Origin of the sequence: Hydrogenovibrio halophilus DSM 15072, assembly GCF_000384235.1 — a bacterium.
In the GTDB taxonomy this organism is placed as follows: Bacteria; Pseudomonadota; Gammaproteobacteria; order Thiomicrospirales; family Thiomicrospiraceae; genus Hydrogenovibrio; species Hydrogenovibrio halophilus.
The window spans coordinates 853,194-873,548 of the sequence record NZ_KB913033.1 but is presented as its reverse complement, the minus strand read 5'-3'; the positions used below and the strand labels follow the sequence as shown (position 1 = coordinate 873,548).

Here is a 20,355-nt window from a genome sequence, read left to right as displayed (position 1 = left end):
CCTGTTATTTGCGCCAGAAGGCGGCGGAGAACAGGATGAGAATGGTGAACAGTTCCAGTCGTCCCAGCACCATCAAAAAGGTCAGGAACCATTTCACGGGATCGGACAGGCTGGAAAAGTTGGAAGCAACGTCGCCCAGACCGGGGCCCAGATTGGTGATGGTGGCGGTGACCGAAGAAAAGGCCGTCATCGGATCCAGGCCCATGGCCAATAAAATCAGGGTGGAAACCACCACGGTAAACACATACAGGGAGAAAAAGCCCCAGATCGCTGCCATGATTTTTTCTGACACGGGCTTGCCGTTGAGTTTGACCGGCATCATTGCATTGGGGTGCAGCAGTTTCTGGATTTCTCGCAGCCCTTGCTTGAACAGGAGCATGACCCGGATGACTTTCATCCCGCCGCCGGTGGAGTACGCCGAGCCGCCGATGTAGCTCATCAAAATCAGGAATATCGGCAAAAACACTGGCCAGCTGCTGAAGTCGGCGCTGGCAAACCCGGCGGTGGTCGCAATGGACATCACCTGAAAGCTTCCATAACGCAGGGATTCGGCCCAGGTCGGGTAGGTTTGGGTTGCGTAAAGGTAAAAGCTGACAATCGCAATGCCGCCCAGCAGAATGAAGGTGTACGCCTTGTATTCGGGGTCAGACAGATAGCGCTGAACGGACATGTGACGGTAAGCGGTAAAATGCAGGGCAAAGTTAATGCCGGCAATGTACATGAACAGCATGGTAATCATTTCAATGTGGACACTGTCAAAATGACCGATGCTGGCATCATGGGTGGAAAAACCGCCAATGGCCACGGTGGAAAAGCTGTGACCAATGGCATCAAACCAGCTCATTCCGGCGGCCCAGAAGCTGATCGCGCAGGCGATGGTGATGCCAAGATAGATGTACCAAAGGGTCTTTGCGGTTTCGGAGATGCGCGGGGCGAGCTTGTTGTCCTTGACCGGCCCAGGCGTTTCGGCCCGATAAAGCTGCATGCCACCGATGCCGAGCATCGGCAGAATGGCCACGGCCAGCACGATGATCCCCATCCCGCCCAGCCATTGCAGTTGCTGGCGATACCAGAGCAGGGCATGGGGCAGGTGATCCAGACCGTTCAACACCGTGGCTCCGGTGGTGGTCAGACCGGAAAAGGATTCGAAAATCGCATCGGTCACCGAAATGTCGGTGGCGGCGGCAAAATACAGTGGAATCGCCCCGACTAGGCCCAGCACGGTCCAGAACATGACCACGATCACAAAACCATCGCGGATCTTGAGGTCATGGGTTTCGTGGCGGGTGAAAAACCAGAACGTTGTGCCCACCAGCAGCATCCAGACAAAGGCCGAAGTAAAGGCGTAGGTGCCGCCGTCCTTGTAGATCAGGGAGACGATGATCGGCGGGATCAGGGTGATGCTGAACAGCATCAGCAACAGTCCCAGAACTTTCAGAATAATGCGTGTGTGCACAGTGCGGTCCTAAAACAGGGTTTTCTTGTCACGGGGCAAAAAGCGCTCGGTGACTTCGGCGGCCCGCGTACGGTCGTTGAGGAACAGAATCACATGGTCTTCGGCTTCGATGGTCAGGTCCCGATGGGCAAACTTGACCTTGTCATCGCGAATGATGCAGCCGATGGTGATGTCCATGGGCCAGCGAATCTCGCTGATTTTGCGCCCGATCAGGTCGGAGGTGTTTTCACTGCCATGGACAATGACTTCCATGGCTTCGGCTGCACCGCGCCGCAGGGTAAAGGCTTTGACCGTGTCGGCCTGTCGCATGTAGTGCAACAGGCGACTGGTGGTGATCTGGTCGGCGGAAAGCGCCACGTCAATGCTGTTGAGGTGGATCAGGTCCACATAGGACTGGTTGTTGACCAGTGCAATGACCCGGCGCACGCCCAGTTTCTTGGCCATCATCCCGGAAATGATGTTGGCTTCATCCGAATTGGTGACCGCGACAAACAGGTCGATTTCGTCGATGTTTTCTTCCAGCAACAGGTCGCGGTCGGACACATCGCCATTGATGACAATGGTGCGCTCCAGACTCTCTGAAATCTGCCGGGCCTGGGTGATATTGTGGTCGACGATCTTGACCTGATGCTGTTTTTCCAGCTCTTTTGCCAGGTTGAAACCGATGTTGCCGCCGCCGGCGATCATGATGTTGCGCGAGGGGCGCAGCTTGTCGCGGCGCAATTCCTGCACAATCATCGGGATGCTGTCGGGCTCGGCCAGAAAGAACACCTCGTCCCCGACCTGAATGGTGACATTGCCGGTGGGGATGACCACTTCGTCGCGGCGGTAGATGGCGACCACCCGGTTGTGTGCGCTTTCGGGCAGGTAGTGTTTGATTTCGCGGATTTTCTTGCCCACCAGCAGGCCGCCGGAATAGGCACGCATCGCCACCAGCCGCACCCGGCCTTCGGCAAAATCCACCACCTGCAGCGAACCGGGGTAACTGATCAGCTGCAGAATGTAGTCCTTGACCAAGGATTCGGGGCTGATCAGCACATTGATCGGGATCGCATTGGTGTTGAGGTTGCGGTCAAACAGTTCCGGGTGATTCAGGTAGCTCTCGGAGCGAACCCTCGCGATTTTGGTCGGGGTTTTGTGCATGATGTGGGCCAACTGGCAGGCGACGATATTGGTGTCGTCCACCTGGGTGGCTGCAATCAGCATGTCGGCTTCTTCCAATCCGGCCTGATTGAGGATGTCCGGGTTGGAGGCGTGCCCGTTGACCGTGCGGATGTCGAGGCGATCCTGCAGGCGCTGCAAATGCGTTCGGTCCAGATCGACGACGGTGACATCGTTGTTTTCTTTGGCCAGCAGTTCGGCCAGAGAACTGCCGACCTGCCCGGCTCCGAGGATGATGATGTTCATAAAACCTGCACAATGTAGAAAGACATGCGCCCATTGTAGCGCCAAAAGCCACGAAACATAACCGCTTTATTGGAACCCGCCGCACGAGCCCGAAAAAGTCTTGAAAATGAATTATTTAGGGTCTTTGGGATCGATGTTCAGGGTTTTGAGTTTGCGGTAGAGATTGGTGCGTTCGACCCCGGAGCGTTTGGCGGTTTCGGTCACATTGCCGCCGGTTTCGCGCAGCAGGTGACTGAGATAGGCCGCTTCAAACCGTTCTTTGGCGGTTTTGAGGTCAATGGAGGTGTCGACGCTGCAGGCCGACATCTGGTCGGTTTTGCTTTGCTCCAGAGCGCGTTTGACTTCGTCGTCGGTGATTTTGCCTTCGCCCAGAATCAGCAGTCGCTGGATCAGGTTCTGCAGTTCCCGATAATTGCCGGGCCAGGCGTATTGGCGCAGGACGTTCTGGGCGGCCACGTCGAATTCACGGTAATTCAGCCCTTCGTGGGTCAGAAAGTAATCCAGAAAATGGTCGGTCAGTTCGGGAATGTCTTCGGTGTGCTGGCGCAGGGCCGGAAGCTCGACCGGCATGACTTTGAGGCGCTGCAACAGATCTTCTCGGAAGTGTCCAAGGGCGGCCTGATCGTCGAGTCCGCCCCGGGTCAGGGCGATCAGGCGCAGATCAATGGCGATTTTTTTGCTGTCGCCGGGACGGACGAAACTCTGGTCGAAAATCAGCTGCGCCAGAAAATTCTGGCCACGTTCCGATAGGGCGTCGATATTGGATACAACCAGGGTGCCGCCATCGGCCCGGACCAGTTCGCCCAGCTGGGTGGTGCCGGTCTGATTCTGTCCCAGAATCACGGTTTCCAGTTTGTCGAAATCGTCGGCGTGGATTTCGTAGAGAGGCTTTTTATGGCGCACGCTCAGTTTGTGGATGGCTTCGGCGACCCGGTGTTTGCCGGTGCCGGATTCGCCCTTGATCAGCAATGGCATGGTGTATTTGGCCAGACGTTCAATGGTGTCGCGCAGTTCGACCACGCGCTTGCTTTTGCCAATGGGCAGTATCTGTTCGGGCAGTTTCTGTTTGAGGTGCCGGTTTTCGGTGTGCAGATGTAGATCGGAAATGGCCCGTTCGGCGGTGATCAGCAGCTTGGCCAGTGACAGGGGCTTTTCCAGAAAGTCGTAAGCGCCCAGACGCGTGGCTTCAATCGCGGTTTCAATGGTGCCGTGGCCCGACATCATGATCACCCGACTGTGTTCAAGCAAGGATTCGTCGATCATGCTTTTGAGCAGGGTGATGCCGTCAATGTCGGGCATCCAGATGTCGAGAAACACCAGGTCCGGAGCCTGGTCCCGCCAGGCCGTGCGGGCCTGCTGACCATTGGCGGCGGTGATGACGTCGTAATTCTCTTCGCTGAGGATTTCCTGCATCAGGTTGCGGATGTCTTTTTCGTCATCGACGACCAGAATCTTGGCGGTTTTCATAAGGTTTCGGTGTTGTCCATTGTGGTCTCGGACGCATGGCCGGTGTGTCTGGGCAGGGTGATTTCAAAGCAGGTGCCGTGCGACGGCGCGGCTTTGGACATGACCCGTATGCGTCCGTGGTGTTCGTCAACGATTTTTTTGACAATGGCCAGCCCCAATCCGGTGCCTTTGGGTTTGTCGGTGGCATAGGGTTCGAACACCCAGTTTCTGGCGTTTTCCGGGATGCCGGGGCCATTGTCACAGATTTTCAGTATAACAGGTTTCGCCGGGTCGGCGTCACACCGGGTTTCAATGCAGATTTCGGCGTCCGTCTGGTCTTCGCAGGCCTCAAGCGCATTCTTGATCAGGTTGTGCAACAGCTGTCGCAGTTTGGCCCCGTCGGCGATGACGCTGTCGCAGCGGGGGTTGAGTTCGTAGCGCAGTTGCCAGTTGGCATCCTGAGCCTGGTACATGCCGGCGACGTCTTCGATCAGTTGATTGAGATTGAGCTCGTTCAGAGCCAGTTCGGGGGTGTTGGCATACTCGGTAAAGGCCTGCACCAGCGATTGCATGGTCGATACCTGGTCGATGATGGTGTCGGTCAGCCTCTGCAACAGGGCCGCCTCGTCGCTGCCCAGATGTCGTGACAGTTTGAACTGCAGGCGCTCGGCGGAAAGTTGAATCGGGGTCAGCGGGTTTTTGATTTCGTGGGCCAGTCGTTGGGCCACATCGGTCCAGGCCGCATGCAGTTGTGCCTGAACCAGCTGGGTGATGTCCTCGACCACCAGCACGTAACCGCCGATTTTCTGGTCCAGACTGGGCAGGGTGGAGCCATGAATCAACAGGATTTTCTGGGCATTGGGGGTGTCAAAGGTCATCTGGTGATGCCAGGGTTTGTTGTCCTGGGTCAGCAACGGCAACACCTCGTCAAAAAAGGGCCTGAGATGCTCATGCGCGTCCCGCTTGAGGATGTCCTCGATGGGGTTGCCCTGTTGGGTGAACAGCTGGGTGTCGAGAATGGCATTGGTGGCGTCGTTGATGGTTTTCAGGCGCATCTGGGTGTCCAGTGTCAGCACGCCGCTGCTGAGGTTTTTGATGATGGCCTGCAGGTAGAGTTTCTGGATTTCGGTCTGCTGGTGACCGAATTTGATTTCATGCCGGGCTTTGGCGATCTGCTGGATCATGTCGTTGAAGGAGGTGACCAGTTGCCCCATTTCGTCTTCGGAGGTTTCGGTAATTGTGACGCTGTAATCGCCCTGCGCTACGGCTCGGGTGCCTTCGGCCAGGGTGCGGATCGGGCGGACCATGTTCTGCAACGCCTGCAGGGTGAACAGAATGGCGACAATCAGCCCCAGTAACCACACCAGTCCCAGAATCACGGTGAAGGAGGTTTTCAGTGGGCCTTTGAGGTAGGACAGTTCCTGATACTGGTTGGCGGCGATGCGCACCTTGTTGGCCAGCTGGCTGACCTGTTCCGGCAGCGGGAAAATGGCCTGAAGGGCGTAGGTCTGGTTGTTGACCAGATCCTTGACCGGCAGCATGACCCTGATCACCTGGTAGGCGTTGTTTGCTCCGACCCGGGTTTCGATCGCAGCGTAATTGCGGTCATTGCGGACATTCTGAAACAGGCGCGGTTCGGGTTTGGGCGGCAGAATGCGTGAGTTGCTGGTGGCGCTGTAGGCCACCAGACGGCCATCAGACTGATACAGGGCCATTTCGCGGATGCCCAGTTGCTGGCTCATTTTGCTCAAGGTCAGTACCGGCGTGCTCAGCAATTCGGTGTGGTGCTGGTTGAGCTGCTGTTCGGTGGCGTTGAGTGAGCGTCGGGTCTGGTCATTCAGGGTGACCTGAACCAGTTCGACCGCGTGGTTGAGGGCGGTTTCGGTTTTGACATCGAACCACTGGTCAATGCTTTGTTGCACAAAGGTGTAGGAAAAATAAAACATCACAGTCAGTGGCAAGCCGATGATCAGGCTGAAAAGCCCGGCCAGTCGGCGGGTCAGGCGGGTGCCGGGGACTTTTTCCCGGTATTCACGGCGCAGTCGGTAAAGGGTTCGGCCCAGCATCACCAGCAGCAGCAGAATGCCGCCGAATGAAATGAACAGCAGAATTGAATAGGTTTGGGCAAATTGCGACGCGTTTTGCAGGATCTGGCTCATCATGACCAGAATCATCAGCAACACACTGGCGATGGCAATCAGGACGCCGTATTGACGAAAAAATGTCAGTGGGTTGCGCCACAGGGATTTCATGGGTTACCTCGTCAAAGTGGGTCGCTGCTGGCGATAACCCTCTATAGCCAGCTTTTGGGTGATTGGATCCGAATGCTTTCCCAGCCGCTGTCCAATTGCCAGGCCGGTGAAAACAGGGCGTCGATCATCATCGGGCTGGGCAGGGTCCAGCGATCCAGAAACATGCGCACTCCCATATGATATTCGGTATTGGGGTGCAATGTGGCCAGATTGGTCAGGGCAAAGCCGGACAGGGTGCCCAGTGTCTCAAGGGCTTCTTCCAGAGAAGAAAAGCTCTGCACCTTCTCGTTGCGCAGGTTGTGCAACACCCAGGCCTGGTTAAAACGGTAATACTGCAGCCGGGTCTGGTAGCGAATCTGAACCCGGTTGCGTTGATAGGGGATGCCCAGCAGGGAACGGGATTCGTCCAGGGTGATTTCGGTCTGAAAGGTCATGGGGATTTCATGCTGCAATGCGTCCATCACCGCCGGGGGCAGGGAAAGACGGATTCTGGCGTCCAGAATCAGCTGTTGATTGTCCTGATAATCGTACAGGGACAGAACTTCGATCCGGCCGGGGGCCGCCGGAGAGGTGGTTGCTGTTTCCTGTGTTGTGTCCGCAGGCGTTTTGGCCTGTGCCCAGGTCGGCCCCGAGAAACCGATGAGCAGACACAGAAGGCCGAACCAGTGAGGCAGATCAGACATTGGCCGCAGATTTTTTGAGTCGTGCATAGTAGAAACCGTCCATGTCCGGAGCCTGTGGCTGACCGGGCAGAATCTGACGTCCCGGCAGAGGCTGTGTCAGGCCCCATTCTACCTCAAGTGGCAGGAGGTGGGCGTTCGGCGTCTGTTCGACAAACGCCTGTATCTGCTCGCCGTTTTCTTCCGGCAGGACCGAACAGGTGGCGTACACCAGGGTGCCGCCGGGTTTAAGCAGTGGCCACAGTGCTTGCAGAAGGCGTTGCTGGGTCTGCACCAGTTGGGCGATGTCTTCCGTGGTGCGGTGCCATTTGATGTCGGGCTGGCGACGGATGATGCCGGTGCCGGAACAAGGGGCGTCCAACAGAATTCGGTCAAAGGGTTGGCCGTCCCACCAGTCGTCGGGACATCCGGCGTCCCCATTTTCCAACTGGGCGTCCAGTTGCAGCCGGTGCAGGTTTTCGCTCAAACGTTCCATCCGCTCCGGCGCTTTTTCCAGTGCCAGACAGTGCAATTGATTGTCGGCCCATTCCTGCAAATGGGTGGTTTTTCCGCCCGGTGCGGCGCAGGCGTCCAGCACCCGCTCGCCCGGCAGTGGCCCCAGAAGCGGTGCGGCCAATTGGGCCGAGGCATCTTGAACGCTGAAGTGACCTTCCTCAAAACCGGGCAAGCGCGGAATGACTTGGTTGCTTTCCAGTACCAGCGCGTCCGGTGCATGGGGGTGAGGGTGGGCCACAATGCCCTGGTCGGCCAGTGTCCGGGCGTAGTCTTCGCGGCGGACGGCCAGACGGTTGATGCGCAGGGTTTGCGGGGCGGGCAGGTTGTTGGCGCTCAGAACGCTTTCCCAGTGGTCCGGGTAGGCGCTCTGCAAACGCGCCACCAGCCACTCCGGGTGGGCGTGTTTCAGAGCAGGCTGCTCGGCGATCCAGCTGTCGAGGGTCGCCGCTTCGCGTTGATCGCGTCGCAAGACCGCATTCACCAGCCCTCTGGCCCAGGGTTTTTTCAGCTTTTTGACCAGAGCGACGGTTTCCGAGACCGCCGCGTGGGACGGGGTGTCGGCATGACGCAATTCAAACAGGCCCAGAAGAATCAGTTGGTTGACGTCTTCGTCTTTGGGTTTGAGCGGTTTTTTCAGCAGGCGGTCACGAATGGCCGCCAGCTGGTTGTGCCAGCGTAGTGTGCCCATGACCAGGTTCTGGCAGAAAGCGCGATCGCGTTTTTGTTCAAACTGGGCAAGACCGGGCGGCAGCACTCGACTGAGCGAGCGGCCCTCGTCAATGACGGCCAGCAGCATTTTCAGGGCGGCAAAACGCGGATTGGGGGATTGGCTCATGTCAGTTCCTGTCCGGTCAGTTGGCGCGATTGCGCAAAATCGTAGGCGGGCATGGCTTTCTTGCCGGGCGGCTGCACTTGTAGCAAACGCAGGATGCCGTGGCCCGTTGCGACGTCCACGCCCTCGGGCGTCACGGCCAGCACGGTGCCGGGCCGGTCGGAACCGGACCGTTCGTCGCCTTCCGATAGAGCCAGAGCTTGCCAGAGCCGCAGTGTCTGCTCGCCCAGCGACGCTGTGGCCACCGGCCAAGGGTTGAAGGCCTGAATTTTGTGCGCAAGCTGTTGTGCCGGTTGGGACCAGTCGATGGCGGCTTCGGCTTTGCTCAGTTTGGGCGCGTAAGTGGCCTCGGCTTCATTTTGTGGGGTCGGTGTCAGTCCCGGCCCGATTAGCTGGGTGAGTGTTTCCTGCAAGGCCTGCGCGCCCAGTTCGGCCAGACGGTCATGCAGTGTCTGCGCGGTGTCTTCCGGTGCAATCGGGGTGGACAGAGTGGTGAGCATGGGGCCGGTGTCGAGTCCGGCGGCCATTTGCATGATCGTGATCCCGGTGTGCGAATCGCCGGCTTCGATGGCGCGCTGAATCGGCGCGGCACCCCGCCAGCGCGGCAGCAGCGACCCATGAATGTTCAGACAGCCATGGGTGGGAATGTCGAGCACCGACTGCGGCAGAATCAGGCCATAGGCCACCACCACCATCAGATCGGGATTCAGGGCTTGCAGAGCGTCCCGGTCGGATGCCTGCTTGAAATTTTCCGGTTGATAGACCGGCAGGTCATGCGCCAGTGCGGTGGTTTTGACCGGACTGGGGGTCAGTTTGCGCCCCCGCCCGGCGGGCCGGTCCGGCTGAGTATAGACGCCCGCAATGCGATGCGGACTGTCAATTAGCGCGGTCAGGGCGGGCACCGCAAAGTCCGGTGTGCCGGCAAAGACGAGGTTGAGCGGTGTGTTCTGAGCGGGGTTGGTGTCGGTCGCAGTGTCGATCATAAGGTTCCGAAGTCAGGCAAGGCGATGGGCAGGAAAGGCGGTCTGGCGTACTGGCTCAGGACGAGGCCTTTCATTCCGCCATTTCCTTGCGGTATTTTTGCAGGGCGCGGTTGCGTTTCAGTTGCGATAAATGGTCCACAAATAGCTTGCCGTTGAGGTGGTCGATCTCGTGTTGGAGGCAAATGGCCAGCAGGTCATCGGCTTCCAGTTCCACCGGTTCGCCATCCCGGTTGAGGCCACGCACCAGAACATGCGCCGGGCGTTTGACCTTGGCGTAAACGCCGGGCAGGGACAAACAGCCCTCTTCGTAGGTGATTTCGCCTTTGGCCTGCACCACTTCCGGGTTGATCAGGGCAAGGGGCTGATCCTGATTGTCGGAGACATCCAGCACAATCAACCGCTCCTGGACCGCGACCTGCGGGGCCGCCAGGCCAATGCCCGGGGCGTCGTACATGGTGTAGAACATTTCGTCAATCAGACGGTCATAGCGGTCGTTCATGGCCTCAATCGGGGCGCAGACGTCACGAAGCCCATCGTCCGGGTAAAGCACAATGTCGAGTTTGTCAGTCATAGCGTTTCTTACGGTTTATTGCGAACAAGCTTGCTTTTGAGGGCACAGGCCCTGACAATGAAAGCCAGCCCGAAGGGTGTATGAATCCGACCATTATAAACGAATTAAGGCCCGATATGTCCGAGCCCTCACTGGAAAACTTGTTGCCGTTTCATTTCGCCGGGGTGCGGTTTCAGCGTTTGCAGACAGTGCTGGACGTGTTTGGGGATTTGCCAACCGCACTGGGGGCGGACCGTCGTCGCTGGCAGGCCAGCCGTTGCCTGACCGATCACCAGCTGGAACGGTTGCTGGCGTCGCAGCAAAAAAGCTGGCAGGCAGAGGCGCTGGCCTGGCAGGAAGCGTCTGACCAGCGCCTGCTGCATTACTGGGACCCGGATTATCCGCCGCTGTTGCGGGAAATGGCCGATCCGCCCTGGCTGTTGTATGTGCGCGGTTCGGTGGATTTGTTGTCCGACCCGCAACTGGCGGTGGTGGGTGCGCGGCGTGCCTCGCGTTCCGGTCTGGCGTCGGCGGAGGCGTTTTCGCAGGCGCTGGCCGAAAAAGGGCTGACCATTACCAGCGGTCTGGCTTCGGGGATTGATCGAGCGGCGCACGAAGGCGCGCTCAAAGCCGGGCAGACGGTGGCGGTGGTGGGCACGGGGCTGGATCGGGTGTATCCGGCGAGCAATCACGCTCTGGCCAAAGCCATTGCCGAACAGGGGGCGCTGGTATCGGAATACCCATTGGGCACCCGGCCGCTGGCACGGCATTTCCCGGCCAGAAACCGGATCATTGCCGGATTGTGCCATGGGACTCTGGTGGTGGAAGCGGCGCTGAAAAGCGGTTCCCTGATCACGGCCAAGCAGGCGCTGGAGCAGGGGCGGGAAGTGTTTGCCATGCCCGGCTCCATTCACGACCCTCAGGCCAAGGGCTGTCATCAACTGATTCGGGAAGGCGCCAAGCTGGTGGAAACCGCCGAACATGTGCTGGAAGAGCTGGTGCCCTGGTTGCAGCCGTCGCTGGCACTGGAAACGGCTGACACCGCCGACTCAGAGCGGACAGCTGTGTCGCCGGACGAGGAGCCGGCGCTTTTGCAATGGCTGGGATACGAACCGGTCTCGCTGGACGAACTGGCCCAGGCCAGTGGCTGGTCAGTGGCCGATTTGCAGAGCCAGCTGGTGATGCTGGAGCTTGAAGGCCGGGTGGAAGCGCTTTCCGCCGGACGCTGGCGACGAATCGGCCCGGCCTGAAGCGTCCGGTGAGGCCGATTCGGAGTTCAGGCTTGGAAAATCAGAGGGTTGCATAGTAGAATGCGCGATCAATTTTGTCTGTCGAAAGTTTCTCGTGTATCTTATTGACCTCGTGCAAGGGGCTTTATCCCTTTTTTACCAGGCCTGGTAAAAAAGGGAATGCATTCGACCAAACAAGTAATTTATAAAGTGAGTCAAACATGACCGATCTGGTGATCGTGGAGTCGCCTGCCAAGGCAAAAACCATTGAAAAGTTCCTGGGCCCCGGCTTCACCGTGCGCTCAAGTTACGGCCACATTCGCGATATTCAGAAAAAAGGCATGGGCATCGACATCGACCAAGGCTTTGAACCGCGTTACGAAGTGTCGCCGGACAAGAAAAAGACGGTGACCGAACTGCGCAAACTGGCCAAATCGGCCGATTCGGTCTGGCTGGCGACGGATGAGGACCGCGAAGGGGAGGCGATTGCCTGGCATCTGGCCGAGGCGCTGAAACTGGACGTGGCCGACACCAAGCGCATTGTGTTTCACGAGATCACCAAAAACGCGATTCAGCAGGCGATTGCCAAGCCGCGCACCGTGGACATGGACCTGGTCGAGGCCCAGCAGGCACGACGCATTCTCGACCGCATTGTCGGGTTTGAACTGTCGCCGATTCTGTGGAAAAAAATCCGCACCGGTTTGTCTGCCGGGCGGGTGCAGTCGGTCGCGGTGCGTCTGATTGTGGAACGCGAACGCGAAGTCGAAAAATTTGAATCCGAAGCCAGTTACCGGATTCAGGGGACACTGGACATTCTGGACGACCAGAAAAACGTGATCGGCGAAGTCGCGGTCAAACGCACTCAGGCCTTCAAAACCGAAGAGGAAGCCCAGGCCTATTTGCAAAGCGTGCAGAAGAGCGCCCTGTCGGTGGCCGATTTGCAGGAAAAACCGGCCAAAAAAGCGCCCAAGCCCCCCTTTACCACTTCGACTCTGCAGCAGGAAGCGGCCGCCAAGCTTGGCTTTTCGGTCAAGCAGACCATGACCATTGCGCAGCGCTTGTATGAAGCCGGCAAGATCACTTACATGCGGACCGACTCGCTGAATCTGTCGGAAGAGGCGATTGCCAAGGCCAAAGCCGCGATCAGCGCGGATTATGGGGCCGATTATGCCAAACCGCGCCGCTACAAAACCAAAAACGCCGATGCGCAGGAAGCGCACGAAGCGATTCGTCCCACCGATTTTTCGGCCAAAACCGTCACCGGCGAGCGCAACGAACAACGGTTGTATCAGCTGATCTGGCGTCGTGCCATCGCATCGCAAATGGCCGAAGCCCAGATTCTGCGCACCACGGTGGACGTGGCCATCAGCGAGCTGCCTGCGGACAAACTCACGGCCAAAGGCGAGGTGGTCACTTTTGAAGGCTTTTTGAAAGCCTATGATCTGGACGACGAAAAGCTGGACGGGCAACTGCCGCCGTTGAGCGTGGGCCAGGCCCTTCAGGTCGCTGAGTTGCTGGCCAAACAGAGTTTTTCCCGCCCACCGGCGCGTTACAACGAAGCCAGTCTGGTGCGCACGCTCGAAGAAATGGGGATTGGCCGGCCTTCGACCTATGCGCCGACGATTGACACCATTCAGCAGCGCGGCTATGTGGTCAAGGAAGACCGGGAAGGCACGCCGCGCGAAGTGCGTCAGTGGGTTTTGACCCCCGAAGGGCTGAAGGCGGAGACCCTCACCGAAAAAACCGGGACCGAAAAAAGCAAACTCTTTCCCACCGACATTGCCGGGGTGGTCACGGATTTTCTGGTGAAACATTTTGGTGATGTGCTCGATTTCCGTTTTACCGCGCTGGTGGAATCGGAGTTTGATACCATTGCCGAAGGCAAAGAGTCCTGGCGTCAGATGCTGGAAAACTTTTACCGGCAGTTTCACCCCAGAGTGGTCGCCGCCGAAGATGTGTCGCGGGAAGAAGCGGGGCAGGCCCGGCCTTTGGGCGAACACCCCAAAACCGGCGAACCGATTTTTGTCAAAATCGGGCGTTACGGCCCTTATGTGCAGAAAGGCGATGGCGAAAACGACGAAAAGCCGACCTTTGCCAGCCTCAAACCCGGTCAGAAAATGGACACTCTCAAGCTGGAAGACGCGCTGGAACTGTTTAAGCTGCCGCGCGAAGTCGGGGAAATGCCCGAAAGCTATCATGCCACGGCGGTGGATGGCACCCAGTTTGGGGTGGAAAAAGGTCAGAAGCTGATCGCCAAGCAAGGGCCGTTTGGGCCTTACTTGGAATACGGCCCCAAAATGTATGCGCCGATCAAGGGCTTTGACCCGCTCTCGATTGAGCTGGACGATGCGGTGGCGTTGGTGGAAGCCAAAATTCAGACGGAAGCGGAAAAAATCATCCGGGTGTTTCAGGGCACGGACGTCAAAATCCTCAAAGGGCGTTGGGGGCCGTATATCACCGATGTGAGCACGCGCAAAAACGCCAAAATCAAAAAGGACGAAGACCCCGAGGCTTTGAGTCTGGAAGAATGCCAGCAGCGTCTGGACGAAGCGCCGGAACCGAAAAAACGCGGCCGACGCGGGGCCGCGAAAAAGGCGCCGGCCAAAAAGGCGGCCGCGAAGTCCACGGCCAAGAAAACCACCGCCAAAAAAACCACGGCCAAGAAGCCCGCAGCGAAGAAAACGACCAAAAAGACGCCTGCGCGCAAACCTGCCAAAAAGCCGGCAAAGGATTCATCGTAAAATCCGGTGATCATAAACATCCCCGGACCGTTGCAAAAAACCACCAGGCCTGGTGGTTTTTGCCTTAATTAAATCAGAGATTGAGAGCATGAAAACCATTATCGAACAATGCCTGCATCAGGCCGTTGATCAACTCAAAACCGATGGCCTTTTGCCCGAGTCGGCCTCGCCCAAAATGCACATTGAAAACACCAAAGACAAGGCCCATGGCGATCTGGCGACCAATCTGGCGATGATGCTGACCAAAATGGTGGGCCAGCCGCCGAGAGAAGTGGCTCAGGCCATTATTGACCGCTTGCCGGAGCGCGCGGAAATTGCCAAAGTGGAGATCGCCGGGCCAGGGTTCATCAACTTTTTCATGGCGGATACGGCCAAGTTTGATGTGGTGGCGCAGGTGCTGGCGCAGAAAGACGACTACGGTCGCTGTCAGGTCGGGCAGGGTCGGCGCGTGCTGGTGGAGTTTGTGTCGGCCAACCCCACCGGTCCGCTGCATGTGGGGCATGGACGCGGCGCGGCTTATGGTGCCAGTGTGGCCAATCTGCTGGCTTTGGCCGGGTTCAAGGTGCAGAAGGAATACTATGTGAACGACGCCGGACGCCAGATGGACATTCTGGCGGCGTCGACCTGGGTGCGTTATTTGCAGCGTTGCGGCGAGTCGGTGGCGTTTCCGGCCAATGGCTATCAGGGCGATTACATTTACGACGTGGCCGATGCGCTGGTTGAGGCGCATGGCAACTCATTGGCGCATCCGGCGGAGACGGTGCAGGCCGGTCTGCCCGCAGACGAAAGCGATGGCGGCGACAAGGAAGCCTTTATCGATGCCTTGATCGAGCGCAGCAAAACACTGCTGAAAGACGATTTTGAGATTGTGTTTCAAGCCGCATTGAAAGCGATTTTGCAGGACATTCAGGAAGACCTGGCCGAATTTGGGGTCACCTTTGACGAATGGTTTTCCGAGCGTTCGCTGATGGATTCCGGGCTGGTGGATGCGGCGATCGAGAAGCTGCAACAGGCTGGCAAAATCTATGAGCAGAACGGGGCTCTGTGGTTCCGTTCCAGCGAATACGGCGATGAAAAAGACCGGGTGGTGGTACGCGACAACGGTCTGAAAACCTATTTTGCTTCCGATATTGCCTACCATTTCAACAAGCTGGAACGCGAATTCGACATTCTGATCGATGTCTGGGGCGCGGACCACCATGGTTATGTGCCCCGGGTCAAAGCGGCGATGGCGGCGCTGAATACCGATCCCGATGCGCTGCAGGTGCTGCTGGTTCAGTTTGCGTCCCTGTGGCGCGGTGGTGAAAAACTGGCGATGTCGACGCGCTCCGGCCAGTTTGTGACCCTGCGCCAGCTGCGCCATGACGTGGGCACGGACGCGGCGCGGTTTTTCTATGTGCAGCGCAAGTCGGAACAGCACATGGATTTCGATCTGGATCTGGCCAAGTCGCAAAGCAATGAAAACCCGATCTATTACATTCAATATGCGCATGCCCGCATCTGCCAGGTTCTGAATCAGGCCGCCGAAAAAGGCTGGGCCGTGGAGACGCAAGTCGGGTTGGCGCATTGTGACTTACTGGAGGCCGAAGCCGAGAAGGATTTGGCGATCTTGCTGGCCAAGTACCCGGAGTTGATTGCCCGTGCCGCCACGGCTTATGAGCCTCATCAGATTGCCTACTATCTGAAGGATCTGGCGCAGGGCTTGCACGCTTATTACAATGCCTGCCAGTTTGTGGTCGAAGCCTCCGAATTGCGTCAGGCGCGCCTGACTCTGATCTGCGCGGTCAGACAGGTACTGCAAAACGGTCTGGCCATTCTGGGTGTGGACGCCCCGGAGCGGATGTGACCCGGGATTATCGCCACGGTCCGGCCCGTTCACAGCCTTATCAGCGTCAGTCGCAACGGGTTGAGGCCGATTCCGCAGACACGGCCGGTCGGCGTCGGGCCAGACCGATTGGCGGTTGGCTGCTGGCGCTGGGATTGAGTGCGGCTTTGCTGGGTGCTTACTGGGTGGTGACCCATTTTGCGCAGCAGGGGGTCAAGTCCGAAAAGGTTGAGGAGGCGCAGACCACGGACGATTCGAGCGAAGCGTCCATCAGCGCGCCCTCCGAGGCAGGGTTGACTCCGGCGGAGAGTGAGAAGGCGGTGACGCCGCGAGGCCTGGCAGGAGAAACGGACGCTGGCGATGCCCGTGCTTCTTCGGACAGGGTGGTGGAGGCTTTGCCCAATCCGCACGCTTCCCAGCCAGCGGCCAAACCGGAAGAAGTCCACTACACCTTCTACCGGGGCTTGGCCGAAGCGGAAGTGGTGGTCGAAGCCATGCCGTTGTCGGTGGAGCTGGCGGTGCCGCATTACATTCAGGCTGGGTCTTTCGGTGCCAAACGCCATGCCATGGCCGAACAGAAGCGTCTGCAGCGACACGACCAAGCTCTGACGGTGTCCGAACTGACCACCGATCAGAGGACTTATTACCGGTTGCGCATGGGCCCTTTCACCGATCGGCTGGCGTTGAACAAACAGCGTAATGAACTGCGCCGTCTGGGTGTGGACACGTTGGTGATCAAGGACCGGAGCGCGGATTAACCGTCGGTTGCCGGTTGAAAAGGTTCGGCGGCAACCACTTTGTTGCGACCGCTGTTTTTGGCCTGATAGAGCGCTTCATCCGCACGATGAATCCAGTCCTCGATGCTTTCCTGTTCCTCACCGGCAAAGGCCGCCACGCCGAATGAGGCGGTGATTTCGCCCAGGTTTTTGGTGGAGTCCTTGCGTTTGAGCCGGGCCTGCTGCAGGGTCTCGCGTATGGTTTCCGCCCGTTCCATCCCGGCGTCCAGATCGCTGTGGGTCAGCAGAATCGCAAATTCTTCGCCACCAAACCGACAAAGACTTTCGTTTTCGCCCCGTGTTTTTTTCATCATGTTGGCAAAGTAACGCAGCACACTGTCCCCCACCAGATGGCCAAAGGTATCGTTAAAGCGTTTGAAGTGGTCAATGTCGGACAGGATCAGAATCAATGACTCCGGCTGATCGCTGTGTGCCTCGACCGCATCGCGGACACTGTGGTTGAAGGCCTTGCGGTTGCCGATTTCGGTCAGCTCATCGGTCATGGTTTCGGCCTTGGCTTCGATCAGCTGTTGGCGCAGGTGGCTGATTTCCTCATTGCTCTGAAGCATGTCCTGCTGAAAGGCTTCACTGGATTCCTTCATGGAAGAGGCGGTGCTCAGCACCGACTGGGTCAGTTCTCTGAGACGTTCGGCGTCCACATCTTCCGAGTTGAGGCTGTCGGTACACTGACTCAGGGTCTCGGTATGGCTTTCCAGCTTGTCGCTCCAGACATTCATTTTCTGAATGACCAGGTTGATCAGTCGTTTGAAAGCCCGGTCGAACTCGTTGGTGGGTTCGTCATCGGAAAAGTATTCGTCATACAGACGCCGTCCCAATCGATCGTTGTAGCCAAAAGGGTCATTGAGGGCTGCGTCCATTTCCTGGCGGAACCTGGGGTGGTTGCCTTTGTAATACTGGTACCAGATGTAATAGTTGAGCGGAGTCGGGTTGATGCCCTGTTCGTCGAACACCTCGACCAGTTGCTTGAAAATGCGTTGCGCTTTTTCGGGTGCGTCTTTGATGTCCAGTACCATGGAAGCCTCTCGGTTCGGTGTGATGCGATGCGAATATTTTACACCTTGTTTCAGCGGGTGTCAGGTGGTTGATGGTAATACAGCTTACGATGGATTATAGTAACGAAATAGCTGACAGGAGGAAATGATGACCAGGACCCCATCAATGGAAGCGTTGGTGCAACGCGCTCTCGCGGCGTTGCCGGAGCAGGCCGGTGCCCTGCCCGAGTCGCTGAAACCGCATTTGCAGGCTGTGCTGTCGCAGCAGTTGAGTCATTTGGACTGCGTGTCGCGGGAAACGTTTGATCAGCAGACGCAAGTTCTGCTCAAAACCCGAATGAAGTTGGAAGCGCTGGAAAAACAAGTGGCCGAACTGGAGGCATCACTGGAGTCGTCGGTTTGAGTCAGGCCCGCTATGCCTGTGTGTTCAGTCGTGCCCTGCAAGGGGTGTCGGCCCCGGAAATCCAGGTGGAAGTGCACAGCAGCAATGGCTTGCCCAATATCTCGCTGGTGGGGTTGCCCGAAACCAGCGTCAAGGAGTCGCGTGACCGGGTTCGCAGTGCGCTGGCGGCCAATGGGTTTGCCTTGCCCCCCAAACGCATTACCGTGAATTTGGCCCCGGCTGACCTCCCCAAGCAGGGCAGCCGTTACGATCTGGCGATTGCACTGGGGGTGTTGGCCGCCACCGGCACCTTGACGTTTTCCCGTGACTTGCAGGGATTTGAGTTTTTGGGAGAATTGTCGCTGGACGGGCGTTTGCGTCCGGTACCGGGCATGCTGCCGGCGGTGATTCATGCCAGTCAGCAGGGCCGTTGTGTGGTCGTTCCCAATGAAAGCCTGGCCGAATGCGCACAGGTTTCGGGCGCTGAGGTGCTTGGGGCCTCGCATCTGAATGACGTCTGTGGTTTTCTGTTGGGCCAGGCGGAGTTGGATCAACCCGATGCAACGATGAAGCAGGTCCCCGAACCGGCGTATGCGCAGGACATGGCCGATGTTCAGGGGCAGTTGCAAGCCAAACGGGTGCTGGAAATCTGCGCCAGTGGCGGGCATTCGCTGTTGATGGTGGGGCCGCCCGGTTCGGGCAAAAGCATGCTGGCAGAACGTTTTCCGACCATTTTGCCGCCGCTGGCCGAAGATCAGGCGTTGGAGCTGGCGGCGATCCATTCGGTGGCCGGCAAAGAGCGCGGCCCGGAAGGCTTTTATCGCCGCCATTTTGAAAGCCCGCATCACAGCGCCACCGCCGCCGCGATGATCGGCGGCGGGTCGGGCAGTGTGATTCAGCCGGGCGCGATTTCGCTGGCGCATCATTCGGTGCTGTTTCTGGATGAATTGCCCGAATTTCAGCGGCCCGTGCTGGAAGCCCTGCGTGAGCCGCTGGAAACCGGTACGGTACAGATCACCCGCGTCAACCAGAAGGTGCAGTTCCCGGCCAAAGTGCAACTCCTCTGCGCCATGAACCCAACGCCAAGCGGTTTTTTTGCCGATGACCCGCAAGGTCGCTGCAAAGACACCCCCGAACAGATTGCCCGTTATCAGCGTAAGCTGTCCGGTCCATTGATGGACCGGATTGATTGCCATCTGGAAGTCCCCGCAGTGGAATACGCCGAACTGGCCGGGCAGAACACAGAAGCGAGCGTCGAACCGTCTTCCGTGATTCGTGCCCGAGTGGCCGATTGTCAGGCGCGTCAGCAGGCCAGACAGGGGTGCCTGAATGCGCAGATGCCGGTGCCGGCGATGCAGAAGCAATGGCCACTGGATGACGCCACTCATGCTTTGCTGGAAAAAGCCATGGATCGTCTGGGGTTGTCCGCGCGCGGCTATCACCGGATTTTGCGTGTGGCCCGGACGCTGGCTGACATGCAGGGCCGCAAAGACATTGGGATCGAAGAAGTGAGTGAAGCCCTGTCTTATCGGCGTCTGGACCGTTGGGGTGCCAATTCGTGATGGAATCGGTGTATTTGACCGCTCTGATTGTGGGTCTGCTTGGTGGCGTGCATTGCCTGGGCATGTGCGGCGGTGTGGTGGGGACGCTGACCTTTCAGTTGGAACCCAGGGCGCAGACCAGTTTCTGGCGCATGCTGCCTTATCAACTGGGCTACAACCTGGGGCGGATCAGCAGCTATGCCCTGATGGGCGCCATTTTCGGTTATCTCGGCCACACCATGATCGGCCTGACCGATCTGCTGCCGGTTCAGCAGACACTGCAGTGGTTGGCCGGTGGGTTCATGATTTTACTGGGGCTGTATCTGGGCGGTTGGTGGCAGGTACTGGTCCATGTTGAAAAACTGGGTCAGGGCGTGTGGCAGCGGATTCGGCCCTGGGGACAGAAAATGCTGCCGGTGCGCCATTTTCACCAGGCCTGGGGGTTTGGGTTTGTCTGGGGCTGGTTGCCCTGCGGACTGGTCTACAGCATGCTGATCATGGCGTTGTCGGCCGGAGGCGCACTGCAAGGGGCGGGTGTGATGCTGGCTTTCGGGTTGGGGACACTGCCGAATCTGTTGCTGATGGGGTCGTTTGCGTTCGTGTTCACGCGTCTGTCACGCAATCGCTGGGTCCAACGCGGCGCAGGCCTGGGCGTGATCGTGATGGGCTTGTGGCAATGGTATTTGGCTTACACAGTAACGGTTGGTTAAATGGCATATTCGTACCGATTTGTTTGTACAGACGCCA

At 58.1% G+C, this 20,355-nt stretch carries 16 protein-coding genes; 7 read left to right on the top strand and 9 right to left on the bottom strand.

Annotated features, from left to right (window positions below):
• Positions 1-4: 4 nt before the first annotated feature.
• The 8 genes from A377_RS0104185 to def form a co-directional block, all read right to left on the bottom strand.
• On the bottom strand, positions 5-1,456 hold the full coding sequence (locus tag A377_RS0104185) for a TrkH family potassium uptake protein (RefSeq protein ID WP_019894910.1): 1,452 nt from the start codon (positions 1,454-1,456) through the stop codon (positions 5-7).
• A gap of 9 nt (positions 1,457-1,465) precedes the next feature.
• Entirely contained in the window at positions 1,466-2,863 is a 1,398-nt protein-coding gene (gene trkA / locus A377_RS0104180; RefSeq protein ID WP_019894909.1) for a Trk system potassium transporter TrkA, read from the bottom strand.
• Between the two features lie 111 nt (positions 2,864-2,974).
• Positions 2,975-4,330, bottom strand: a complete 1,356-nt coding sequence (locus A377_RS0104175) for a sigma-54-dependent transcriptional regulator (protein WP_019894908.1) — start codon at positions 4,328-4,330, stop codon at positions 2,975-2,977.
• Positions 4,327-6,561, bottom strand: a complete 2,235-nt coding sequence (locus A377_RS0104170; RefSeq protein ID WP_019894907.1) for a sensor histidine kinase — start codon at positions 6,559-6,561, stop codon at positions 4,327-4,329. The genes A377_RS0104175 and A377_RS0104170 overlap by 4 nt, the downstream gene beginning before the upstream one ends.
• A gap of 41 nt (positions 6,562-6,602) precedes the next feature.
• Complete coding sequence (locus A377_RS0104165) at positions 6,603-7,244, bottom strand: DUF4390 domain-containing protein (protein ID WP_019894906.1); 642 nt, start codon at positions 7,242-7,244, stop codon at positions 6,603-6,605.
• Complete coding sequence (rsmB, locus tag A377_RS0104160; protein ID WP_019894905.1) at positions 7,237-8,571, bottom strand: 16S rRNA (cytosine(967)-C(5))-methyltransferase RsmB; 1,335 nt, start codon at positions 8,569-8,571, stop codon at positions 7,237-7,239. The genes A377_RS0104165 and rsmB overlap by 8 nt, the downstream gene beginning before the upstream one ends.
• Complete coding sequence (gene fmt, locus A377_RS0104155) at positions 8,568-9,551, bottom strand: methionyl-tRNA formyltransferase (RefSeq protein ID WP_019894904.1); 984 nt, start codon at positions 9,549-9,551, stop codon at positions 8,568-8,570. The genes rsmB and fmt overlap by 4 nt, the downstream gene beginning before the upstream one ends.
• Before the next feature lie 70 nt (positions 9,552-9,621).
• On the bottom strand, positions 9,622-10,122 hold the full coding sequence (def, locus tag A377_RS0104150; protein ID WP_019894903.1) for a peptide deformylase: 501 nt from the start codon (positions 10,120-10,122) through the stop codon (positions 9,622-9,624).
• 116 nt (positions 10,123-10,238) lie between these two features.
• Between def and dprA the strand changes: the two genes are divergently transcribed.
• The 4 genes from dprA (at position 10,239) to A377_RS0104130 (ending at position 16,654) form a co-directional block, all read left to right on the top strand.
• Entirely contained in the window at positions 10,239-11,351 is a 1,113-nt protein-coding gene (gene dprA, locus A377_RS0104145; protein WP_019894902.1) for a DNA-processing protein DprA, read from the top strand.
• Between the two features lie 200 nt (positions 11,352-11,551).
• Positions 11,552-14,071: a type I DNA topoisomerase gene (topA, locus tag A377_RS0104140; protein ID WP_019894900.1), complete on the top strand. Its 2,520-nt coding sequence runs from the start codon at positions 11,552-11,554 to the stop codon at positions 14,069-14,071.
• An 88-nt stretch (positions 14,072-14,159) separates the two neighbouring features.
• Positions 14,160-15,917: an arginine--tRNA ligase gene (gene argS / locus A377_RS0104135; protein ID WP_019894899.1), complete on the top strand. Its 1,758-nt coding sequence runs from the start codon at positions 14,160-14,162 to the stop codon at positions 15,915-15,917.
• Positions 15,914-16,654: an SPOR domain-containing protein gene (locus A377_RS0104130; RefSeq protein ID WP_019894898.1), complete on the top strand. Its 741-nt coding sequence runs from the start codon at positions 15,914-15,916 to the stop codon at positions 16,652-16,654. Before argS ends, A377_RS0104130 begins: the two co-directional genes overlap by 4 nt.
• Here A377_RS0104130 and A377_RS0104125 read toward each other — a convergent pair.
• Entirely contained in the window at positions 16,651-17,706 is a 1,056-nt protein-coding gene (locus A377_RS0104125; protein WP_019894897.1) for a GGDEF domain-containing protein, read from the bottom strand. The genes A377_RS0104130 and A377_RS0104125 overlap by 4 nt on opposite strands.
• 124 nt (positions 17,707-17,830) lie before the next feature.
• Here A377_RS0104125 and A377_RS0104120 point away from each other — a divergent pair, with 124 nt between their 5' ends.
• Genes A377_RS0104120 through A377_RS0104110 form a run of 3 tightly spaced genes read left to right on the top strand, consistent with a single transcriptional unit; the run spans position 17,831 to position 20,318 of the window.
• On the top strand, positions 17,831-18,088 hold the full coding sequence (locus A377_RS0104120) for an accessory factor UbiK family protein (RefSeq protein WP_281168789.1): 258 nt from the start codon (positions 17,831-17,833) through the stop codon (positions 18,086-18,088).
• Complete coding sequence (locus A377_RS0104115) at positions 18,085-19,629, top strand: YifB family Mg chelatase-like AAA ATPase (protein WP_019894895.1); 1,545 nt, start codon at positions 18,085-18,087, stop codon at positions 19,627-19,629. The genes A377_RS0104120 and A377_RS0104115 overlap by 4 nt, the downstream gene beginning before the upstream one ends.
• Positions 19,629-20,318, top strand: coding sequence for a sulfite exporter TauE/SafE family protein (locus A377_RS0104110; RefSeq protein WP_019894894.1), 690 nt, complete (start codon positions 19,629-19,631; stop codon positions 20,316-20,318). The genes A377_RS0104115 and A377_RS0104110 overlap by 1 nt, the downstream gene beginning before the upstream one ends.
• Positions 20,319-20,355: the final 37 nt, after the last annotated feature.